This window comes from Gilvimarinus sp. F26214L, from assembly GCF_054401055.1.
In genome coordinates, this window is sequence record NZ_JBTIYG010000002.1 from 146,386 (window position 1) to 167,055 (window position 20,670).

The following is a 20,670-nucleotide window of genomic DNA, read 5'->3' on the forward strand; positions in this document are numbered from 1 at the left end:
CAGCGCGGCTGCCATCAGTGGGCTATAAATGCAGTATAGTCACGAAAATCCACGCGGCGGACTGAACTCCGCCGGAACAGGAAAACTTGAGGGCAGAGCAGACATGGAGCATCCCTTTCAAATCGTCGTTTTCGGGGCAACCAGCTTTGTTGGGCAGATCCTTACCCGTTATCTCCGCGATCACCAGCAGGACAATGAATTCCGGTGGGCCATTGCCGGGCGTTCCAGTGGGAAGCTGGAAGAACTGAAGGAGTCCCTGGGAGCCGAAGATCTGCCTATTATTGTTGCCGACGCCAACGATGCGGGTTCACTTGTGGCCATGTGCGAGAAAACCGCGCTGGTGATTTCCACCGTCGGGCCCTACGCGCTTTATGGAGAGCCTCTGGTGCAGGCGTGTGCGCAAACGGGCACGGATTACTGCGACCTGACCGGCGAGGTTCAATGGATGTGGCGCATGATCGACCGCTACCAGGAGAGTGCCAGGCAGTCCGGCGCCCGCATCGTCCACACCTGCGGTTTCGACTCCATTCCCTCGGACCTGGGCGTGTGGTTCTGTCAGCAGAAGGCGCGGGAGATCTTCGGCAGTTACTGTACCGAGGTCAAAATGCGGGTCCGGAAAATGCGCGGTGGAATGTCCGGCGGCACCATTGCGAGCATGATCAATGGGGCCAAAGAGGCGTTGCGGGATCCGGGATTGCGCAAGGTCCTGCAAAATCCCTATGCGCTTTGTCCGCCCGACGCCGGCTACACTGCCCGCCAGCACAGCCCCCGAACCGAATACGACGAGGACCTCATAAGCTGGGTGGCGCCCTTCGTCATGAGCAGCATCAACACCCGCGTGGTCTTCCGCAGCAACGCTCTGGCAGGCACCCCCTATGGCAAGGACTTCCGCTACAACGAAGCCACTCTCACCGGGGACGGCGGCAAGGGCCGGCGCAGGGCGAAGGCACTGGCATGGGGCCTGGGGGTGTTCGGCCTTGGTATCGCGCTGCCTCCCAGTCGCTGGATCCTGGAGAAGTTCGTGCTGCCCAAACCGGGCGAGGGCCCCAGCCCCAAGGCCCAGGAGGAAGGCTTCTACATTCTGGATTTCATCGGCCGGACCGGCGATGGCCGAACAATTCACTGCACGGTAAGCGGCGACCGGGACCCGGGCTACGGGTCCACCGCCAAAATGCTGGCGCAGGCCGCGCTCTGCCTGTCCTCCGAAGTGGATCGGGACAAGGTCCCCGGAGGCTTCTGGACACCCGCGACTGCCCTGGACGGCAAGCTGCTCGCAAGGCTGGAGCGGCACGCCGGGCTTCGCTTCGAGTTGATATCCAGCGACTCGCCCTGAACTCTACCGGAGTTGTGGCAGTTCCAGCCCGGAGAAATTAACCAATCCGCCCGGAGCTCCGGCCAGCAGACGCTCGCGAATGTCGTCCGGGACCGGCGTTTTCTCCAGGCCCTGAGCCGTTACCATCACGTAGGTAATTTCGCAGGTGGCTACCGGAGTGCCGCCGGGGTATTGCTCCATGGCCACGGACACCGTGAAGGAGGTGGTACCGACCCGCCGGGTTTCCACACTGATCGCCAGAACGTCGTCGAAGCGCGCCGAGGAGCGCCAACTGGTCGCCATGTGCACCACCTGGTTGTCCAGATTGCGGGCGCGCATGGCCTGGTATCCATCCACCGTGTGAGCCATGAACTCGGTGACGGCGGTGTCCGCGTAATCTCCGTAGCGGGCGTTGAAGACAACACCCTGGGCGTCGCATTCGTAGTAGCGAACGCGTAACAAAATCCGAAAAGGTTGCACGATAAATACTCCATCGTTAATGCTGGGGCGCGTTTGACCATTGGCCGGTTGCGTGCTCACGGGAGCCCCGGATCATCCCGGCGATCACCGATGCAAACAGCCGGTTGCCTTCGCTCCCCCAGTGGGTATCGTTGGGCAGATAAAGATCCTGAATGCCGGCAGCGACTGCATCAGCATATATCCGATCGAAGCGCACGACCCGGGCGCCAGCAAGTTCCAGCCGCTGGAACAGGTTCTCGCCCCTGGAGGCATCGACCATAACAGCCTGGTAGGCCGTGTACTTGTCGGGAACAATCGCCAGGATAAACCGGCTGCGCCCGTTGGCTTCCACAAGGCGCTTCAGATCCTCCAGATAGCACAACAACTTGTCTGGATCGGTCGCTTCCCGGCGTTCTACGTCGGCGAGATAATCCTTGCCGTAAACCAGAATGTGCTGGTCATCAGCACTGGAGAACAGGCCTGGCTGTGCCAACTTGAAGCGCAGAACGTCCTTATCGTCGCGCAACCGGGTCTTCAGCCAATGAATCGCCGACTTGAGTTCCAGCCCATTTCGTGCCGGGCGGGACAGGCGCTCCGTTGCCGATGCCGAGTCCAGCAGGAGCGGTTGCGCGGAAGCGTTCGAGGCATCCGTATATTTGCAGTCTTGGCCGTCCAGTCGGTGTTCACCGAGTCTTCGCTCCACCCGTTGGAAAACCACGTAATCGGGCACGCTGTGCGGATTCTGCCTGAGCCAATCCCGTGCATCCACCTGGCCCACATGCAGCGTATGGAGGCGCAGGCCAGTGGCCGCGGCAAGATAGTTCTGCCACGAAAAGCGACGCTCATCACCATTTCCCATCTGCGAAAACGAATCTCCAAAAATGAGCACATCGGCACGGATGGGGGCACCGTTGCCACGCTCGTCGTAGCTGCTCAGATTGGTGCTGAAACCGGGCTGGGGCGCATTCCAGCCAAAATGGTTTTCGGCCGTCCCGCCGATCCGGGTGAGATCCCCCTCGAACGGCTCCAGCCAACCCGCGAGGCTCAGAATCACCGCAGTCAGAGAAGCGTAGACGGACAGGAACAAAATGCCGAAGAATTTCGCATTCATGGTCAGAACCGGAAGTACAGGAATTCGCTGATGGCCGACATGTTAAGCACTGTGGCGGCAAAAAGAATGGATGTCAGCAGACCGAAGGCCCAGTTAGGCCGCCAATTCAGCCAGCGTTCCAGGGAGCTGCGCGTCTGGCCCGCATAGGACAGCAGCTGCTGGGTATTCGGCAGCAGAACAGCAATTGCGTAAAATATTGCGATGCGTTTCAGTCCGCTATCCGCCGATTCGGTCCAGACTTCAGTGTGGCTGACGACCGGCTCGAGGGTGAACATCACTTGCACCATCCCCAGGGCCCCCTCCAGGCTTTCGGCCCGGAAAAATACCCACGCCAGCAGCACACATACGGTGGTTAGTAGCCAGGCGGCGAAGCGCGATATGAGAGGGGGAAGGGCCCAGGTGGGACGCAGAATGCGGAAGAGGTGGTTTGCCACCAGGTAAAGGCCGTGCAGACCGCCCCAGATGATGAAGTTCCAGCCGGCACCATGCCACAGGCCCCCGAGGAGCATGGTCACCAGCAGGTTGCGATAGCGGGCAAGTTTGCCGTTGCGGTTGCCCCCGAGAGGGATGTACAGATAGTCCCGCAAAAAGCGGGAGAGAGTCATGTGCCAGCGCCGCCAGAAGTCGATAATCGACAGAGCCTTATAGGGTGAATTGAAATTAAGGGGCAGGCGAATGCCGAACATGAGCGCGGCCCCAATCGCCATATCCGCGTAGCCGGAAAAATCAAAGTAAAGCTGCAGACTGTAAGAAGCGGCGCCGCCCCACGCTTCCAGGCTGCCGACTGCCATTCCGCCATCGGCCGCTGCGAACACGGGCGTCGACCACTGGGCGATCTCGTCGGCGATCAGGACTTTCTTGCACAAGCCAAAACTGAAAAAACTGACACCCAGATATAAATCATTCCAGAAGTCGCTGCGCCGTTGCCGCAGAAACTGGGGCATCATTTCCGAGTGATGGACAATGGGGCCCGCGATCAACTGCGGAAAAAAGGTGACGAAGAGACAATAGTGAACGAAGTCGTAATCGTCGCATTGCCCCCGGTAGGCATCCACCAGATAAGCAATTTGCTGGAAGGTAAAAAAAGAGATGGCCAGGGGCAGAACGACCTGAACCAGGGGCACATCCAGTGAAGTGAGTGCGCCCAGATTCCCGAGGAGGAAACCGCTGTACTTGAAGTAACCGAGCGCAGCGAGGTTGAGGCCGACGCCGAGCGCCACATAAGCCCGTCCCTTGCCGGCGCCTTTCCTGCGCAGAGAGATTATGGACCGCCCGATGCTGAAATTGACCAATATCGAGGCAAGAATCAGCAGGAGATAGCGTGGGTCCCACCAACCGTAGAAAAACAGCGAAGCAAGAACCAGAAAGCCGAGGGCCACATTGCCGGTGCCACTGTGTGCCCGGATGAGGTAAAAGCCGAGCGCAACGACCGGCAAGAAAAGGAAAATGAATTCAAAGGAATTGAAGAGCATAGCCCAATCCATCCGTGTGGCCAGCTGTTCCTTCCGAGCCCCGGGTAACACGGGCAAACGACTCAAATACAGATCCGCTTGAGTCGAAAGGGACATCCCTGCCAGCGAATTTTAGTCCAAAGGGCCTGCCACCAGCCTGTTGAAGAAGTCCGTATGGGACTCTTCAACGGGCTTGCGGAACGGGCTTGCGGCGCATGTCAGCCAATTTCCACGGCGATTCAGTCGTCAGGCGCCTGGTTGGCGAGCCGAACGTGTATTGTGGCCCCAGGCGAACCGTCGCACGAGCGCTTGTCGACAGCCCGCTAGGTTTCCAGCAGTTTTTTGTTGCGCGCGACGGCTGCCCGCACCTGAGCGGGTGCGGTTCCGCCCAGGTGATCCCGCGCCGCCACGGAGCCCTCCAGGGTGAGCACATCAAACACGTCGGCGCTGATGGCTGTGGAGAATTGCTGCAACTCTTCGACAGTCATCTCGGACAGATCCCGATTCTCGGCAACCCCGAAGCTCACGGCTTTGCCCACCACCTCGTGGGCATCCCGGAAGGGAATGCCCTTGCGAACCAGATAATCGGCGAGGTCGGTGGCGGTGGAAAAGCCGGAGATGGCGGCCGCGCGCATGTTGTCACGCCTGGCGACCATTGCCGGAGCCATGTCGGCAAAGGCGCGCAGGCAATCGCGAACCGTATCGACGGTGTCGAACAGCGGCTCCTTGTCTTCCTGATTGTCCTTGTTGTAGGCCAGAGGCTGGGATTTCATCAGGGTGAGCAGGCTCACCAGATGACCATTCACGCGACCCGTCTTTCCGCGCACCAGTTCCGGAACGTCGGGGTTCTTTTTCTGGGGCATGATGGAGGAACCCGTACAAAACCGGTCCGGTAATTCAATGAAGTTGAACTGGGCTGAGGACCATAGAATGATTTCCTCGCTGGCGCGGGACAGGTGGGTCATCAGCAGCGCCGCAAAGGAGCAGAACTCGATGGCAAAATCCCGGTCGCTTACGGAGTCGAGGCTGTTGCCAGTTGGCCCATCAAAGCCCATCAACCGGGCGGTGAGTTCCCTGTCGATCGGGTAGCTCGTGCCGGCCAGCGCGGCGGCACCCAGTGGAGACCGGTTCACTCGTTTGCGGCAGTCGAGCAATCGCTCATAGTCGCGCTGCAACATCTCGAACCAGGCCAGAACGTGGTGGCCAAAAGTCACCGGCTGCGCGGACTGCAGATGCGTAAACCCAGGCATGATGGTGTCCGCTTCGCGGTCGGCCAGATCCAGCAGCCCGGCTTGCAGGCGACGCAGCTCACCGGCGATCTCGTCGATGGAATCCCGCAGATAAAGGCGAATGTCCGTGGCCACCTGATCATTGCGCGAACGGCCCGTGTGCAGCTTTTTGCCGGTAATTCCGATGCGCCGGGTCAGCTCCGCCTCGATGTTCATGTGCACGTCTTCCAGGCCAACGGACCAGGTGAATCGGCCCGCTTCGATATCCGCGAGAATCTCTTCCAGGCCCTGAACAATCTGGGCTTTTTCCTCCGAAGACAGCACCCCGCATTCTGCGAGCATGGTGGCGTGAGCGATGGAGCCCTGAATGTCCTGACGGTAAAGTCGCTGATCGAATCCCACCGAAGCGGTAAATCGTTCAACAAAGGCGTCCGTGGCTTCGGTAAAGCGACCGCCCCAGGGCTTGTCGCTGCTGTTGTTCTCGCTCATGCTGCAGGTCCGTAGTGGGAGAGTGAAATTGCAAACCGCCCGGCCTTCGGCCGAAGGCGCAAAGATGGCGATTGACGGGTTCTGGCGAAACTCCTAGGATTGCGCGGACGGCGCACAGGAAGGGGCAGCCGCTGGCGGCAGCCAGCTTATCCGAACGGTTCCCGCATATCCGGGCCAGAGGCGCCGCATTATAAACCCAGGCCATCCAGATTCACAGGAAGCCCAGAACTGCCGGATATGGCGCTGGGTTTCCGACCAGGAGAGACCCGATTACCCCCCGGCCACTACTCCATTCCATGCGCAGCATCGAGCAGCGAGGCGATTTTCTCCCGGATCTGTGCAAGGTGCAGGCGGTGTTCACCCTGGTGTTGGGGGGCGAACTGCTGGCTCTCGCGCTGGTGCTCGCCGACAGCGGCCTGCGCCCTTTCAACTGGACCCAGCTGGGCAACGCCTCTTTTCTGATTCAGTGGATCGTCCTGCTCAGCGCAGCGATGCTCTGCCCATTGCGGCCCTTCCTCAGCCGTCACTCCCTGTTGCTCGCCGGTTTTCTCAGCTACAGCATCGTGCTGCTGGTGACCCTGGCTTCGTCCGTCATCGGGCAGTGGCTGTTTCAGCGCACGCAGGTGGACTGGTGGACCGTCGGCGCCCACCTGCTGCTGGCGGCCATTTTTGGTGGCATCGTCCTGCGTTACTTCTATATTCAGCAGCAGTTGCTCACCCAGGAGGAGGCGGAGTTAACCGCACGCATTCAGGCGCTCCAGTCACGTATCCGCCCCCATTTCCTATTTAACTCGATGAATAGCATCGTGAGCCTCATCGGCTCCGACCCGGACCGCGCGGAGCGGCTGGTGGAGGATTTGTCGGATCTTTTCCGGGCCAGTCTGGCCACTCCCGGGCAGGTGCCGGTCACCCAGGAGCTCAACCTTTGCCGGCAGTACGTCAGCATCGAGCAGTTGCGTCTGGGTCGCAGGTTGAAGGTTGATTGGCGGATTGGTCCCTACCCGGAAGACTGCCGCATGCCGAGCTTGCTGTTGCAGCCGGTTATCGAGAATGCGATCTACCACGGAATCCAGCCGCGCGCCGAGGGCGGAACGGTTGAGATATGGCTGGAAGCGCGCCACAATCAGCTTCGGATCACCGTGCGCAACCCGCTGCCGCGACGGACGGAAGAGAATGTCCGGCCCGGCAACCGGATGGCGATGGACAATATCCTCAACCGATTGGCCGCACTTTACGGCGATCGGGCCGCCTTCCGGGCGGAAGCGGAGGACGACACCTTCCGCACGGAAATTCGAATACCGTTCGACCGGGCGACGTCAACGCCGCCGTTCGGGACGCCCGCCGGAACAGGCGCGATCGCGGAACGCGATGATGTTCGAAGACAATAACGATTTTGGGGCTGCGGATCCCAGCCTCTCTGCAAGTTCAGTCAGGTAAGCCGTATGGATGTGATAATCGTCGATGATGAACCGCTGGCTCGCGAGCGTCTGGTGCGAATGGTGGAAAAGCTGGACGACTGCCGGGTGGTCTCGCAGGCGGAGAATGTGGAGCATGCCATCAGCGCGATCGCTGAACACGATCCGGATGTCGTCCTGCTAGATGTCCGCATGCCCGAAGAGGATGGCCTGAGCGCAGCGACGCGAATCACCGGGATGGAGGACCCTCCCGCCGTTATTTTCTGCACTGCCTACGACGAGTACGCGGTGGACGCATTTGCCACCGCGGCCGTGGGATACCTGCTCAAGCCGGTGAAGCAGGACGACCTGCGGTCCGCTCTGGAAAAAGCACAAAAGCTAAACAAAGTGCAATTGGCAGCCTTGTCCGAACGCAAGAGTTCCGGCAATCACCGCAACCACATCAGTGCCAGAACCCGGCGTGGTGTGGAGTTGATTCCCCTCGACTCGGTGCGCTTCTTTATTGCTGATCACAAGTATGTGACGGTCTACCATACGGACGGCGAAACCCTGATCGACGATACGCTCAAGGAGCTCGAACAGGAGTTTTCCAACCTTTTTGTGCGCATTCACCGCAATGCGCTGGTGGCGGTGGAAGCGATTGAAGGAATGGAGCGCAATCCCCAGGGCCAGTACCGCGTCCGTCTCAAGGACATCGAGGAAAGACCCGTGGTCAGCCGTAGGCACGTATCCCGCTTGAGAGAACTGCTCACCACGATGTAGGGGTGGGAGCTCGGGTGAGCGCCAATCCTCTGCTGCGCCGGCGGCAGAGCGGCGTAAACCGCCCCGGCCCCTCGTTACATAGCGCCGCTATGCTCCTCGGAGCCGAACCGGTCTCCACTCGCTCTCCCACCGGCTCGCGACGAGGCTCGGCGCCCACCCGAGCTCCAGCGGGTGGTCGCCGGCCCGCTGCTGATTGTGCCGGCGGCAGAGCGGCGTAAACCGTCCCGGCCCCTCGTTACATAGCGCCGCTATGCTCCTCGGAGCCGAACCGGTCGCCACTCGCTCTCCCACCGGCTCGCGACGAGGCTCGGCGCCCACCCGAGCCTGAGCGGTGGGCGTCGAACCTCGGCCTTGGTGCACTTCCCATTCCTGTCTCCATGTTAGACTTTCCCTTTCCACAGTGATTTCCACAGGACCCATCGATGCCTGAAGTACTTCGTATCGCTACGCGCGCCAGCGCCCTCGCTCTTTGGCAGGCGGAATTTGTAAAGGCGCAGCTGGAGCAGCACCACCCGGACCTGCGGATCGAGCTGGTTCCTCTCACCAGTCGCGGGGACAAGGTGCTGGACATTCCGCTGGCCAAGGTGGGCGGCAAAGGCCTCTTTGTTAAAGAGTTGGAGCAGGCGATGCTCGAAGGTGAGGCGGACATTGCGGTTCATTCCATGAAAGACGTGCCCATGGAATTCCCTGAAAGACTGGGATTGGCCGTGATCTGCGAGCGGGAGGACCCGCGGGATGCCTTTGTCTCCAACCACTACGCCAGCCTCGACGAGCTGCCTCGGGGCGCGAAGGTGGGCACCTCCAGCCTGCGACGCCAGAGCCAGGTGCTGGCGGCCCGGCCCGATCTTCAGGTGGAGTTCCTGCGCGGCAATGTTCAGACCCGGCTCGGCAAGCTCGACGCGGGCAACTTCGACGCCATCATTCTGGCATCAGCAGGGTTGATTCGCCTGGAACTGGAGGAACGCATCCGCCAGAAAATGCCCGTGGAGCTGAGTTTGCCCTCGGGTGGCCAGGGCGCTGTGGGGGTGGAGTGTCGGACCTCCGATTCGGAGGTGATCGAACTGCTCCAGGTGCTCCATCACTCGAAAACAGCCGCCTGCGTCCACGCGGAACGGGCGGTGGTGCGCCGGCTGGAGGGTGGCTGCCAGGTCCCCATTGCGGCCTATGCCGTACAGCAGAGCGATGGACAGCTCTGGCTGCGGGCACTGGTGGCGGAGCCGGACGGCACGGTGCTGTTCTTCAGGGAAGGGCATGCCCCGCCGGAAGACGGGGAGCAGCTCGGGCTGCGCCTTGCCGAGGAACTGATCGCCGCCGGTGCCGCGGAGGTTCTCGCGCGGCTGGCGGACCCGTCCGCTTTTCAGTAGGCGCGGCGGCGTGATGGATCTTCAGGGGCTGGACGTTGTCATTACCCGACCTGCAGCTCAGGCCCGGCAGTGGGAACAGGATCTGCGCAAGCGGGGGGCCAGCACGTTTCTGCTGCCGGTGATGGAGATTGAAGCGGTCCGGACCGCCGCCGAGCGGGAGGCCGTGAAGCGGTGCATTCTCAATCTGGCCGAATACCAGAAAGTCATCTTTGTCAGCCGCAACGCCGTGGCGGAAGCCATGGAGTGGGTCGACCGGTACTGGCCCCAAAATCCGGTCGGGATTCAATACTTCGCGGTGGGGAGTGCCACAGCCCGAGCGGCCGAGGCCAGAGGCCTTACCGTGCACGCGGCGGACCAGGCCATGAACAGCGAGGCACTTCTGGAGCTGGAGGGCCTCAAAACGGTGGCCGACGCGAAAGTCCTGATCTTCCGCGGAGTCGGTGGCCGGAGCTTCCTTGCCGAGCAGTTGCGGGCCCGTGGTGCACAGGTGGACTTTTGCGAGCTCTATCACCGACGACTTCCAGCTGAGGCCGCAGCCCGTTTTAGCGACCTGCTGGAGCGCTGGCGGCAACCGCCTGAGGCAACTGGACCCGAGCGCGCGGTGGCCGTCCACAGCGGGGAGAGTCTGCTCAACTTCAATCAGCTGCTGGAAGGTGGCGCCCCGGCCGAATTCCGGACCAGGCTGCTGGAGCAGGTGATGATCGTGGTACCCGGAGCGCGGGTCGCTGAGCTTGCCAGTGAGCTCGGCTTTGGCCGCATACTTGTAGCGCTCAACGCCACCGACGAGTCCATGGCCGAAGCGCTCAGCCGTGGGCTTTCGTCTCCCACAACATGATCCCCCGGAGAGCCGGGCCGACCCGGTTCACCACCAACTGACGAGTGGATACACAGTGACGGACAAAGAGCAGTCAGGAGAAAAACCCGTGCCACCAACTTCGGCCAAGCCGGGCGGAGAACCGGAGCCAGCCGGAAAAGACAGTGGCGGCGCGTCCGGGAAGCAGTCCTCCGGGGCCAGGTCAAAACCACCTGCGACGAAGCCCCGCTCGCGCACCAAGGCAACCGTCTGGCCCTTGGTCATACTGCTGTTGGTTGTGGCTGGAGCGGTGGCCGCCCTCGGCTACTTCGGCTGGGAGGAGAACAACGCGTTGCAGGCCCGGCTGGCCGAGCTGGACAGCCAGGTGGATAACCAGAGCGTCGAGCTCCAGGAAATTTCCTCCGCTGTGGACGGGGTTCAGCAGGATGCCCGGCAAGCCGTTCAACAGGCGGCCGAACAGGTGGAGGAAGGTCAGCAGCAGGCGCAGCGGGTTCAGCGAGAGCTGAGCCAACAGACCCGTCAGATGGAAGAGCAGGTCCGCGCTTTGCGCCGCCAGCTGCAAGCCATCTCTACCACGACAACGGAAGACTGGAAGCTCGCGGAAGCCTATTACCTGACTCGACTCGCAGGCCAGCGTCTGCTGATGGAGAGGGATACAGGCAGCGCCCTGGCCCTGCTCCAGGCCGCCGACGAGATTGTGCGCAACTATCCGGACCCGGACCTCCACCCGGCGCGGGCGGCGCTGGCCGACGACATCGCGGCCCTGCGCCTGGCCAATGACGTGGACCGTCAAGGCTTGTACCTGCGAATTGCCGCCCTGATCCGGCAGATCCGCGAATTACCCGTGGGTGAACCCCGCAATTTCGAACCGGACGCCGGGCGCCCGGCGCCTGCCGACAAGCCGGAAGCTTCCGGCGGTGAGCCTCAGCGTGACCGGGAGACCAGTGACCAGGAGCCAATTGACCAGGAGCCAAGTGCGCAGGAGCCAAGTGCGCAGGAGCCAAGTGAGCAGGATCCGAGTGAGCAGGATCCGAGTGAGCAGGGCGTCTGGGCATCCGTACGGCAGAGTTTCCACCGGGCCATGGACAAGCTGACCAACTTCGTCCGCGTCACCCGCCACGACGAGCCTCTGCAGCCGGTCATGACTTTGGACCAGCAGCTGTACCGGGCATCCAGTCTGGAAACCACCCTCGATACTGCACAGCTGGCACTGCTGCGGGAGCAACCGGAGATTTACAGGGCCAGTCTCCAGCGCGCCCGGCAGTTGCTGACCGAGGTCTACGCCGAATCGCGGCAGCGCCAGGCTCTCCTGGCGGAGTTGCGGGAACTGGAAGGCACCGACATCCGCCAGGGGCTCCCGGATATCAGCGAATCCCAGCAGGTGCTCGGCAATTATCTGGAGCGTCGCCACCGCCTTGCGCCCCAGAACGGGGACCGTTCCGGCGCTCAGCCGCAACCTGCGCCGGCCCCGCAGCAATCAGCCCGGGAGCAGGCCGCCGCGCCCCCCGCGCAGGAGGAAGAACCGGAAGCAGCCGCTGCTGAACCCCAAGCGCAGGAACCCCGCGAATGAAACGGCTTTTTTTCCTCATATGTCTCAGCCTGATCGCCGGCGCCTTTGTTTTCCAGCAGACTTCGAACGGCAGCGGCTACGTTCTGATTTCCCTGGGTGGCACCACCGTCGAAATGAGCTTCTGGACCGCCGTGTTCATCCTCTTGGGTATTCTGCTGGCCCTGTACCTGCTGGTGCGCCTCATTGTGGGTTTCATCCACCTCCTGACCGGCGGCGCCAATCAGCTCATGTCGGTCAGTGGCAAAACCGTGCAGCGACGCACCGCCCGCGGGCTGGTGGAGTTTATCGAGGGCAACTGGGCCCAGTCCCGCAAGCACCTGCTTAAATCCGCCCGCAAGTCGGACGATCCCCTCATCAATTACCTGGCAGCGGCCCGGAGCAGCTACGAACTGGGCAATGAGGAGGAAGCCTTTGATTTGCTGCACAAAGCCCAGCAAAGTTCCGCCACCAGTGGCCTGGCCGTCGCCCTGACCCAGGCGCGCATGCTCCTGGCGGCCAACAAATACGAGCAGTGTATGGCCAATCTGGAACGGGCCCGGGAAATTGCTCCCCAGCATCCGGTGGTGCTGGAGCTGCTTCAGAAAACCTATCAGCAGCTCGAAGATTGGCGTTCACTGCAAAAGCTCATGCCCGATCTTCGCCGCCACAAGATTTTGCCCGCGTCGGAGCTCAGCCGCCTTGAGGTTCAGCTCTATGCGGCGCTGCTGGACAAGGCTGGCACCAAGGCCAAACTGCAGTCGGCTCAGGACGGGCCGGCCACCATTGAAGACGAATGGATGGCCATGCCGGCACCGCTGCGCAAGAAGGTCGACTTGCAAAAAGTTTATGTCCGCCAGCTGCTGAAGGTTGGAGCCGAGGCTAAAGTGGAGTCCTTCCTGCGTCGCGAGCTCAAAAAAACCTGGGACGAGAGCCTCGTCGCCACCTACGGTCGCGTTGAGGGGAAGGATGTTCAGAAGCAGTTGCTGGTTGCGGAGCACTGGCAGCAGGAGCACCCGGGGGATGCCGTACTGCTGCTCACCCTCGGCCGCCTGTGTCTGCGCAACCGCGAATGGACCCGCGCGCGGGATTATTTCGAAAGCAGCCTGAAACTGCGCAAGGACCCGGATACCTATGCGGAGCTGGCGCGCCTGCTCGCCCACCAGGGCGAGCACACGAAGAGCACAGAGTACTACCAGCAGGGCCTGCTGATGACCACCGCGGGTCTGCCGAAGCTGCCCATGCCCGAACCGGCGGGCAAATCGCCCGTACCGGCCACCGGACTGGACGCCAACCCGAGCCATCCTGCGCGGTTATAGGATTCAGCGGCGAGCCCGCTCACAAACTGGCCAGTCCGGCGCATCGGAATCGACCTGTGGCGAGAAATACAGGCTAAACTCGCTGTTTGCCTCCTGAAACAGACACGAAACAAGACCCATGAAGTTCATCAGCGCAGAAATCAAACGGTTAAACAACGCCACCCGATATTCGTTCCAGGGTTTCCGGCAAGCCTGGGAGGGCGAGGCTGCATTTCGATTCGAGGTTATCCTCGCCACCCTCATGTTGCCACTGGCCCTGCTGCTGGATGCCAGCACCATGGAGCGCATCGCTCTGGTTGGCAGCGTATTGCTCGTCCTCATTGTCGAGTTGCTCAACAGCGCAGTGGAAGCAGCCATCGACCGCATCGGCAGCGAACTCCACCCCTTGAGCGCACGGGCCAAGGACTTGGGTTCGGCCGCGGTATTCGTGGCATTGATACTGGCGGTCTTCACCTGGGTCACGGTACTGGCCGGCCTGATCCGAAGCTGAAACACACCCAAATGCCCGCGGCAGCCCGAAAGCGGACTGCTCTTTGCGAGCCATTGCTCTACAATCGCCGGTTCCGGCTTCTCCACTCCTTCAATCGTGGCGGGTACCCTCAATGAACAGTCTGAAAAAACTGTTGGATTTTCTCAACCAACTGGACGAGCACGGTCTCGGTTATTCAATGGAGCACAACCGGGAGGACACCATCACGGTGTTGATCGCAGTGCCGGGAGAGCGCTGGGAAGTGGAATTTCACCCGGACGGCGAGGTAGAAGTGGAGGTATTTTACAGCGCCGCCGACGAAGAAGATCTGGAAGGCGAAGAGGCTCTGGAGCGACTTTTTGCCCTGGATGACGATGACTACGACGACGAGGATGTGGACGAAGAGGACGACGATGACGAGGACTACGACCTCGAAGAATACGAGCTCGAAGAAGACGACGAAGAAGATCTCGATGATAAACGTTAGGGCGGGAGGCCTGCTGTGTTCCCGCTTCCTGTCATCGGGCAGTTCCTTTGCCACGGCTGCTTGAGGCATACCAGCGTCTGGGCCGGCGGATGTTCCGCATCCGCCATGTACTTGCGTTTCTGCTCACCGGCGCAGTGTTTCTGACGACCTGGCTGGTGTTCGCTGAATCAGCTATCAGCGCCCGTTATCTGCTTCCGGCCTTCCTGCTCGCTACCTTGCTCCTGCTTTGCCTTTCTCTCGGATACTTCGCGGTAGCAGCAGACGCTCCGACAAACCGGCCCCAGGGCTGGCTGCAGCGCCTCGGCCAGTGGTTTTACCGTCAGTTTCTCTACCTCCTCGCCCTGGCCTTCACCGCCACATCCATTGTCCTGGGTTACATTCTGCTGAGCACCGGGCTCCGCTTCCTCGGGGTGACCTGAGGTCAGCGGATGCTTCAACGAATCAGGGGTGGGTCCGGGTAAGCGGCGGTGGTCCCGTTGATGCGATACCAGCCCGTGAGGCTGAAGCGCCCGCGGTTCGCCCGCAGAACTTCGTGGGGAAACACTTCGCTGAGAAATATCACCATCCGCCCGAACAGCGGCTCCAGGGTCAGGAGTGCTTCTGTAGCGCTACTCAGGTCGCCGCCACCGGGGTAAAGGGCCAACTCTCCCCCGTCCCCCGGTTGCCATTGGGGGTTAAGGTAGAGGATCGTGGACAATCGCCGGTTGGAGCGCCCCTTGAACGCATCGAAATGTTTTTTGTAGAAGGCGCCTTCCGGGTAGTAGGCGTAATGACATTCGTAGTCGAACAGGCCCAGAAACAGCCGCCGGTTTACGCACATCCGCAAATGTTCTATCCAGTCGAGATACTCCCCGACCGGTCCATCTTCACAACCGAGCCAGTAAATGTGGTCCCGCCGCAGGAAGTCGTTGAGCTGATATTCCTTCCTCCGTCCGACACCCGCCTGCCGAAACGCGCCTCGATCCCGCTCCGTGAAATCAACGAAAAGGCGGTTCATCAACGACTCGGGCAGGGCCCGGTCCAGAACCGCATAGCCTTGTGCCTGAAGTTGAGCAACGATCCGATCAAAGACGTCGGAACCGCCGTCGAAAGGCCCTTGAGTGGAGGCCGTTCGGCGGGCAGGTGAGCGTGTGAGTGGCATGGGGGGCAGGCAACCGGGATGTAAAACGCCAGGTGGAATTCACTGTGCGAAGGTGCAAGCGAATATAAACGCTCGTCTCGAGGAAGGGAATACCTGACCGGAAAAACGGCCAGAGGCACGCTAGGTGGTCTCAATCCCCAGTTCGTCCCAGATGGCGTCGACCCGCTCCTTCACTTCGGCGTCCATCACGATAGGACGTCCCCACTCCCGGGTGGTCTCGCCAGGCCATTTGTTAGTGGCGTCCATTCCCATTTTTGAACCGAGGCCGGAAACCGGTGATGCGAAGTCGAGGTAGTCGATGGGCGTGTTTTCCACCAGCACGGTGTCACGGGCAGGGTCCATGCGCGTAGTGATCGCCCAGATCACGTCCTTCCAGTCCCTCGCGTTCACGTCGTCGTCGGTAACGATCACAAACTTGGTGTACATGAACTGCCGCAGGAAGGACCACACCCCCATCATGACCCGTTTGGCGTGGCCCGGGTATTGTTTTTTCATGGTCACTACCGCCATGCGGTAAGAGCAGCCTTCAGGCGGCAAATAAAAATCCACAATCTCCGGAAACTGTTTCTGCAAAATGGGCACGAACACTTCGTTCAGAGCAACCCCGAGAACTGCCGGCTCGTCGGGCGGCCGCCCGGTATAGGTACTGTGATAGATGGGGTTCTTTCGGTGGGTGACCGTGTGCACGGTGAACACCGCAAAGCGCTCTACTTCATTGTAGTAACCCGTGTGGTCACCAAACGGTCCCTCATCAGCGAGATCGTTGGGGCTGATGGTCCCTTCAAGGATAAACTCCGCGCTGGCAGGAACCTGCAGATCACTGTCGAGGCTTTTCACCACCTCGGTCTTGTCGCCGCGCAGCAATCCGGCGAAGCCGTACTCAGACAGTGTGTCGGGAACAGGAGTAACGGCTCCGAGAATGGTTGCCGGATCCGCGCCTAACGCGACCGATACAGGGAAGGGTTCGTCGCCGTACTTGAGTTGCCAGTCGCGAAAATCCAGCGCTCCGCCCCGGTGACTGAGCCAGCGCATGATCAGGCGGTTCTTCCCGAGTACCTGCATGCGATAAATGCCCAGGTTCTGCCGCTCTTTCTCTGGACCGCGGGTAATCACCAGGGGCCAGGTAATCAGGGGGCCGGCATCGCCCGGCCAGCAGGTTTGAACGGGAAGCAGGCTAAGGTCCACCGCGTCCCCGCGCAGCACCACCTCCTGGCAGGCGGCTTTGTTCACCACCTTCGGGCCCATGTTGAGCACCTGCTTGAGCACCGGAAGTTTGTCCCAGGCATCCCGCAGGCCCTTTGGCGGATCGGGTTCTTTCAGATAGGCGAGAAGCTTTCCGACCTCCCGCAAGGCCTCGGGGGATTCCTGCCCCATGCCCATGGCCACTCTTTTCGGAGTGCCGAACAGGTTGGCGAGCACCGGCGTGGAGAAGCCTTTGGGATTTTCAAAGAGAAGCGCAGGTCCGCCGGCGCGGAGCGTGCGGTCGCAAATCTCCGTCATTTCCAATCGGGGATCGACCGGCACCGCAATGCGTTTCAGCTCCCCGCTTTGCTCCAGCTGACTGATGAAATCACGAAGATCTTTATATTTCATACACTGCGCAACATCTGGCTATTACGTACACCATCGGGTGTGGCCGATCCGGAGCGGGCGCGCCGGATCGCACCCGAAGCGGGCGCTTTACTTGCGCTTCATGGACAGGAAGAATTCGTCGTTGCTCTTGAAGTCCTTGAGTTTGCTCACCAGGAATTCAGTTGCCGCCACATCTTCCATGTCGTGCAGCAGTTTGCGCAGAATCCACACGCGCTGCATCTCCTCTTCCGTCATCAACAGTTCTTCGCGCCGTGTGCCGGAGCGACGAATGTTGATGGAAGGATAAATGCGTTTTTCGGCAATCTTCCGGTCCAGGTGCAGTTCCAGGTTCCCTGTACCCTTGAACTCCTCGTAGATCACTTCGTCCATCTTGGAGCCGGTATCGATCAGCGCAGTGGCGATAATGGAAAGACTGCCACCTTCTTCGATGTTTCGGGCAGCGCCGAAGAAGCGCTTCGGTCGCTCCAGCGCGTGAGCGTCCACACCCCCGGTGAGCACCTTGCCGGAGGAAGGTACGATGGTGTTGTAAGCGCGCGCGAGACGGGTAATGGAATCCAGCAGAATCACCACGTCTTTTTTGTGCTCGACCAGCCGTTTGGCCTTTTCAATCACCATTTCCGCGACCTGCACGTGACGGGTGGGCGGTTCATCAAAGGTGGAGGCCACTACCTCACCGCGCACGGAACGCTGCATCTCCGTCACTTCTTCCGGGCGTTCATCAATGAGCAGAACGATCATGTGACATTCGGGATTGTTACGAATGATGGACTGGGCGATGTGCTGCATCATGATCGTCTTACCCGCCTTCGGCGGGGCGACAATCAGCCCGCGCTGCCCTTTACCAATGGGTGACACGAGGTCGATCATGCGTCCGGTCAGGTCTTCGGTGGAGCCGTTGCCGGCTTCGAGTTTCAGCCGTTCGTCGGGGAAGAGGGGGGTAAGGTTTTCAAAAAGGATTTTGTTGCGGGAATTTTCCGGCTTGTCGAAGTTGATCTCTGCAACCTTCAACAAGGCAAAATAGCGCTCGCCCTCCTTGGGTGGCCGAATCTTGCCGGCAATAAAGTCGCCCGTGCGCAAGTTGAAGCGGCGGATCTGGCTGGGCGAGACGTAAATGTCGTCGGGGCCGGCGAGATAGGAACTGTCGGCGGAGCGTAAAAAGCCGAAGCCGTCCTGCAGAATTTCCAACACCCCATCGCCGTAGATATCCTCGCCGCTTTTGGCGTGGCGCTTCAGGATGTTAAAGATCACGTCCTGCTTGCGAGACCGGGCGAGGTTCTCGAGCCCCATTTCCTTGGCGATCTCGATCAGTTCTTCAATTGGTTTGGTTTTTAAATCGGTCAGGTTCATAGAGGTGTTGTGAGTAGTTTCCAGAGGTTAGGTTATGTAAGGAGGTGTTGGCCGGGAAAGAGTGGGATTAAAGGTTACGGGCAATGTTCGCTGTGATTTACACGCCGAAGCGTGGTTCCGATTACTTTATTGATTACCCACTATTAACCGGGGCAGCTTTGGGAGTAGAGCGCATTTGGAATGGAGCCACCAAGGTCCAAAGCTGACATTAACAGTTCTGTTAGCACGGGGCTGACTTAAAGCCGGTAAGGGATGGTAAATCAGGCCTGTTTCTTCCCGGATTGTAGTTTTAATCTATCGGCTCAATCCAGAAACCCTTGCACGTTTCGCAACCCGTCGGAATCGCGTTTGCTGAGAGGGTCGAGTGTTGATTACAACGATAAGGGAAAGTTTGGAAAGAGTCGCCGCTGGGAAGTTCGCGAGATTGACCAGAGTATAGCGACAAAAAGTCAGCAGTGCAAAAACAAATAGTGCAAGCATCGGACCAATGCTCCGGACAAAGGTTTCGCCTCGTCCGGCAGGCCGGGTCGGGAGCTTCGTGCGGGCCTCCCGACCCTTCCATAAAGTCAGATACTGGAGTTGAGGAACTCGGTCAGTTGAGTTTTGGACAGGGCTCCGACTTTCATGGCTTCCATGTTGCCGCCCTTGAAGAGCATCAGGGTGGGGATCCCGCGGATGTTGTACTTTGCCGGAGTCTCGTTGTTTGCATCCACGTCCATCTTGCAGATCTTCACCTTGCCTTCGTACTCCCCGGCGAGCTCCTCGAGGATGGGCGCGATCATTTTACAGGGGCCGCACCAGGCTGCCCAGAAATCCACCAGTACTGGTTCTGCGGCTTTCAGAACGTCGTCTTCAAAGCTCGAATCAGTTACATGAACAATAGCGTCACTCATAGTTGTCTCCACAAAGCTTGAGAAATAATGTCGGTTTGCCGTGACCGGTGGATGGCGTGGGAGGAAAGTGGCAATTCTTCAGCACCCTTGTAAATGCTACATGCCTCGGCCCGGCGGGTACTCTCTCTGCGAGAGAGGTGCCCTGGCATCTCTGGCGTTTCGGGTGGTGTGTCGTGTCCGGGGCCGCCGGCGCTGCTGACCACGAATGATAAGCACCCCATGCCGCGTGTTCAAGGACCATATGCACGTCTGCGAAACCCGCGCCCGTTCTGCGGCTCAATTCCACGTCCCCCGCCGGCCCAGTGCTATCGGGTGCCGTCGTCCGGCATGAACACGTCCAGGACCTCGTTCAGAAACCGCCGCCCGAGGGGTGTGGTTCTCAGCATCGTCCCGTCCGCATCAAGCAGGTCCCGAGCCCGCAAGCTCGACAGTTGATCATCGATTCCTGCCAGATTCAGGCCAGTGCGCTCCGAATACAGATCGCGGGGCACACCGCGAATAAGGCGCAGGGCGTTCATCATGAACTCCAGAGGCAGCTCGGAGGGCGCAACAGGGCTCCAGGCATTCTTCAGCGGGCGATCGGCAAGATAGTGGGCCGGCAAGCGGGTTTTGCGACTGCGCCACACTTCCCCCGTGGCGGCATCAGTGATCTTGCCGTGGGCGCCTGCACCGATGCCCAGGTAGTCGCCGAACTCCCAGTAATTGCTATTGTGCCGTGATTCCCGGCCAGGCCTGCAATAGGCGGAAATCTCGTACCGAGCGTATCCATTACTCTCCAGCAGCTCGACACCCCGATCTTCGATTTCGGCCAGTACGTCGCTGTCGGGCAATTGCGGCGGCCGGGAATAGAAGACCGTGTTGGGCTCGATGGTGAGCTGGTACCAGGACAGATGAGCAGGCCCCAGGGCCAAGGCGGATTCCAGGTCCGCAAGGGCCTCGGCCACACCCTGGTCAGGCAGACCATGCATCAGGTCCAGGTTGAAGTTGTCGAAGCCTGCCGAGCGCGCGGCCTGAACTGCAGCGATGGCGTCCTGCCGATCGTGAATGCGGCCGAGAGCCTTCAATTGGGGGTCCTGGAGGCTCTGGAGACCGAGCGACAAGCGATTCACACCCGCCGTGCGGTAATCGGCAAAGCGCTGCTGCTCGAAAGTGCCCGGGTTGGCTTCGAGGGTGATTTCGGCCTCGGGTTCAAGGCCGACCAGTTTCTCGGCACCCTCAAGAATTGCTCCGATGGCCGTGGCACTGAACAGGCTGGGGGTGCCACCGCCAAAGAAAACGCTGTCAATCCTGCGCCCCTGGGCCAGGCTGGCGTCCCGTTCAAGGTCTGCCAGCACGCTCGTCACATAGTCTTCCTCCGGCAGTCGCTCGGGGGCAGAGTGAGAGTTGAAGTCACAGTAGGGGCACTTGCGGACACACCAGGGGATATGAACATAGAGGCTCAGAGTCGGCAAGTTCGGGGACGGCATAGA

At 60.4% G+C, this 20,670-nt stretch carries 19 protein-coding genes; 10 read left to right on the top strand and 9 right to left on the bottom strand.

All coding sequences use genetic code 11. The features are described from left to right. The first annotated feature begins 103 nt into the window (after positions 1–103). A complete protein-coding gene (locus tag ACURWW_RS02915; RefSeq protein ID WP_445615524.1) occupies positions 104–1,333 on the top strand; it encodes a saccharopine dehydrogenase family protein in 1,230 nt (409 codons plus the stop codon). 3 nt (positions 1,334–1,336) lie between these two features. Here ACURWW_RS02915 and ACURWW_RS02920 read toward each other — a convergent pair whose 3' ends face one another. The 4 genes from ACURWW_RS02920 to argH all read right to left on the bottom strand — a co-directional run bounded on the left by ACURWW_RS02920 (position 1,337) and on the right by argH (position 6,051). Then, on the bottom strand, positions 1,337–1,792 hold the full coding sequence (locus ACURWW_RS02920) for an acyl-CoA thioesterase (protein WP_445615525.1): 456 nt from the start codon (positions 1,790–1,792) through the stop codon (positions 1,337–1,339). Positions 1,793–1,808: 16 nt separating this feature from the next. Then, positions 1,809–2,882 (bottom strand): alginate O-acetyltransferase AlgX-related protein, encoded by a 1,074-nt coding sequence (locus tag ACURWW_RS02925; protein ID WP_445615526.1) that lies wholly within the window; start codon positions 2,880–2,882, stop codon positions 1,809–1,811. 2 nt (positions 2,883–2,884) lie between these two features. Continuing rightward, a complete protein-coding gene (locus ACURWW_RS02930) occupies positions 2,885–4,354 on the bottom strand; it encodes an MBOAT family O-acyltransferase (RefSeq protein WP_445615527.1) in 1,470 nt (489 codons plus the stop codon). 302 nt (positions 4,355–4,656) lie between these two features. Next, positions 4,657–6,051, bottom strand: coding sequence for an argininosuccinate lyase (gene argH / locus ACURWW_RS02935; protein ID WP_445615528.1), 1,395 nt, complete (start codon positions 6,049–6,051; stop codon positions 4,657–4,659). Positions 6,052–6,347: 296 nt separating this feature from the next. On the opposite strand from argH, the gene ACURWW_RS02940 reads away from it, so the two are divergent. The 9 genes from ACURWW_RS02940 (at position 6,348) to ACURWW_RS02980 (ending at position 14,646) form a co-directional block, all read left to right on the top strand. Further along, the gene (locus tag ACURWW_RS02940; RefSeq protein ID WP_445615529.1) at positions 6,348–7,439 is read left to right on the top strand and encodes a sensor histidine kinase; all 1,092 of its coding nucleotides are present in this window, start codon (positions 6,348–6,350) and stop codon (positions 7,437–7,439) included. Positions 7,440–7,493: 54 nt separating this feature from the next. Further along, positions 7,494–8,228, top strand: a complete 735-nt coding sequence (locus ACURWW_RS02945) for a LytR/AlgR family response regulator transcription factor (protein WP_445615530.1) — start codon at positions 7,494–7,496, stop codon at positions 8,226–8,228. 422 nt (positions 8,229–8,650) lie between these two features. Further along, positions 8,651–9,592, top strand: a complete 942-nt coding sequence (gene hemC / locus ACURWW_RS02950) for a hydroxymethylbilane synthase (protein WP_445615531.1) — start codon at positions 8,651–8,653, stop codon at positions 9,590–9,592. Positions 9,593–9,605: 13 nt separating this feature from the next. Continuing rightward, on the top strand, positions 9,606–10,427 hold the full coding sequence (locus ACURWW_RS02955) for a uroporphyrinogen-III synthase (protein WP_445615733.1): 822 nt from the start codon (positions 9,606–9,608) through the stop codon (positions 10,425–10,427). Positions 10,428–10,515: 88 nt separating this feature from the next. Then, a complete protein-coding gene (locus ACURWW_RS02960) occupies positions 10,516–11,976 on the top strand; it encodes a uroporphyrinogen-III C-methyltransferase (RefSeq protein ID WP_445615532.1) in 1,461 nt (486 codons plus the stop codon). Further along, positions 11,973–13,271, top strand: coding sequence for a heme biosynthesis HemY N-terminal domain-containing protein (locus tag ACURWW_RS02965; RefSeq protein WP_445615533.1), 1,299 nt, complete (start codon positions 11,973–11,975; stop codon positions 13,269–13,271). Before ACURWW_RS02960 ends, ACURWW_RS02965 begins: the two co-directional genes overlap by 4 nt. Before the next feature lie 118 nt (positions 13,272–13,389). Continuing rightward, positions 13,390–13,761: a diacylglycerol kinase gene (locus tag ACURWW_RS02970; RefSeq protein WP_445615534.1), complete on the top strand. Its 372-nt coding sequence runs from the start codon at positions 13,390–13,392 to the stop codon at positions 13,759–13,761. 112 nt (positions 13,762–13,873) lie between these two features. Then, on the top strand, positions 13,874–14,227 hold the full coding sequence (locus ACURWW_RS02975) for a hypothetical protein (protein WP_445615535.1): 354 nt from the start codon (positions 13,874–13,876) through the stop codon (positions 14,225–14,227). Between the two features lie 47 nt (positions 14,228–14,274). Beyond that, complete coding sequence (locus tag ACURWW_RS02980) at positions 14,275–14,646, top strand: hypothetical protein (RefSeq protein ID WP_445615536.1); 372 nt, start codon at positions 14,275–14,277, stop codon at positions 14,644–14,646. 14 nt (positions 14,647–14,660) lie between these two features. On the opposite strand, the gene ACURWW_RS02985 is transcribed toward ACURWW_RS02980, so the two are convergent. The 5 genes from ACURWW_RS02985 to hemW form a co-directional block, all read right to left on the bottom strand. After that, positions 14,661–15,368: a 2OG-Fe(II) oxygenase gene (locus tag ACURWW_RS02985; RefSeq protein ID WP_445615537.1), complete on the bottom strand. Its 708-nt coding sequence runs from the start codon at positions 15,366–15,368 to the stop codon at positions 14,661–14,663. A gap of 120 nt (positions 15,369–15,488) precedes the next feature. Beyond that, entirely contained in the window at positions 15,489–16,961 is a 1,473-nt protein-coding gene (ubiD, locus tag ACURWW_RS02990; protein WP_445615538.1) for a 4-hydroxy-3-polyprenylbenzoate decarboxylase, read from the bottom strand. 87 nt (positions 16,962–17,048) lie between these two features. Beyond that, positions 17,049–18,308, bottom strand: a complete 1,260-nt coding sequence (gene rho, locus ACURWW_RS02995) for a transcription termination factor Rho (protein ID WP_445615539.1) — start codon at positions 18,306–18,308, stop codon at positions 17,049–17,051. 566 nt (positions 18,309–18,874) lie between these two features. After that, positions 18,875–19,201 (bottom strand): thioredoxin TrxA, encoded by a 327-nt coding sequence (gene trxA, locus ACURWW_RS03000; RefSeq protein WP_445615540.1) that lies wholly within the window; start codon positions 19,199–19,201, stop codon positions 18,875–18,877. Positions 19,202–19,506: 305 nt separating this feature from the next. After that, positions 19,507–20,667 (bottom strand): radical SAM family heme chaperone HemW, encoded by a 1,161-nt coding sequence (hemW, locus tag ACURWW_RS03005; protein WP_445615541.1) that lies wholly within the window; start codon positions 20,665–20,667, stop codon positions 19,507–19,509. Positions 20,668–20,670 lie beyond the last annotated feature (3 nt).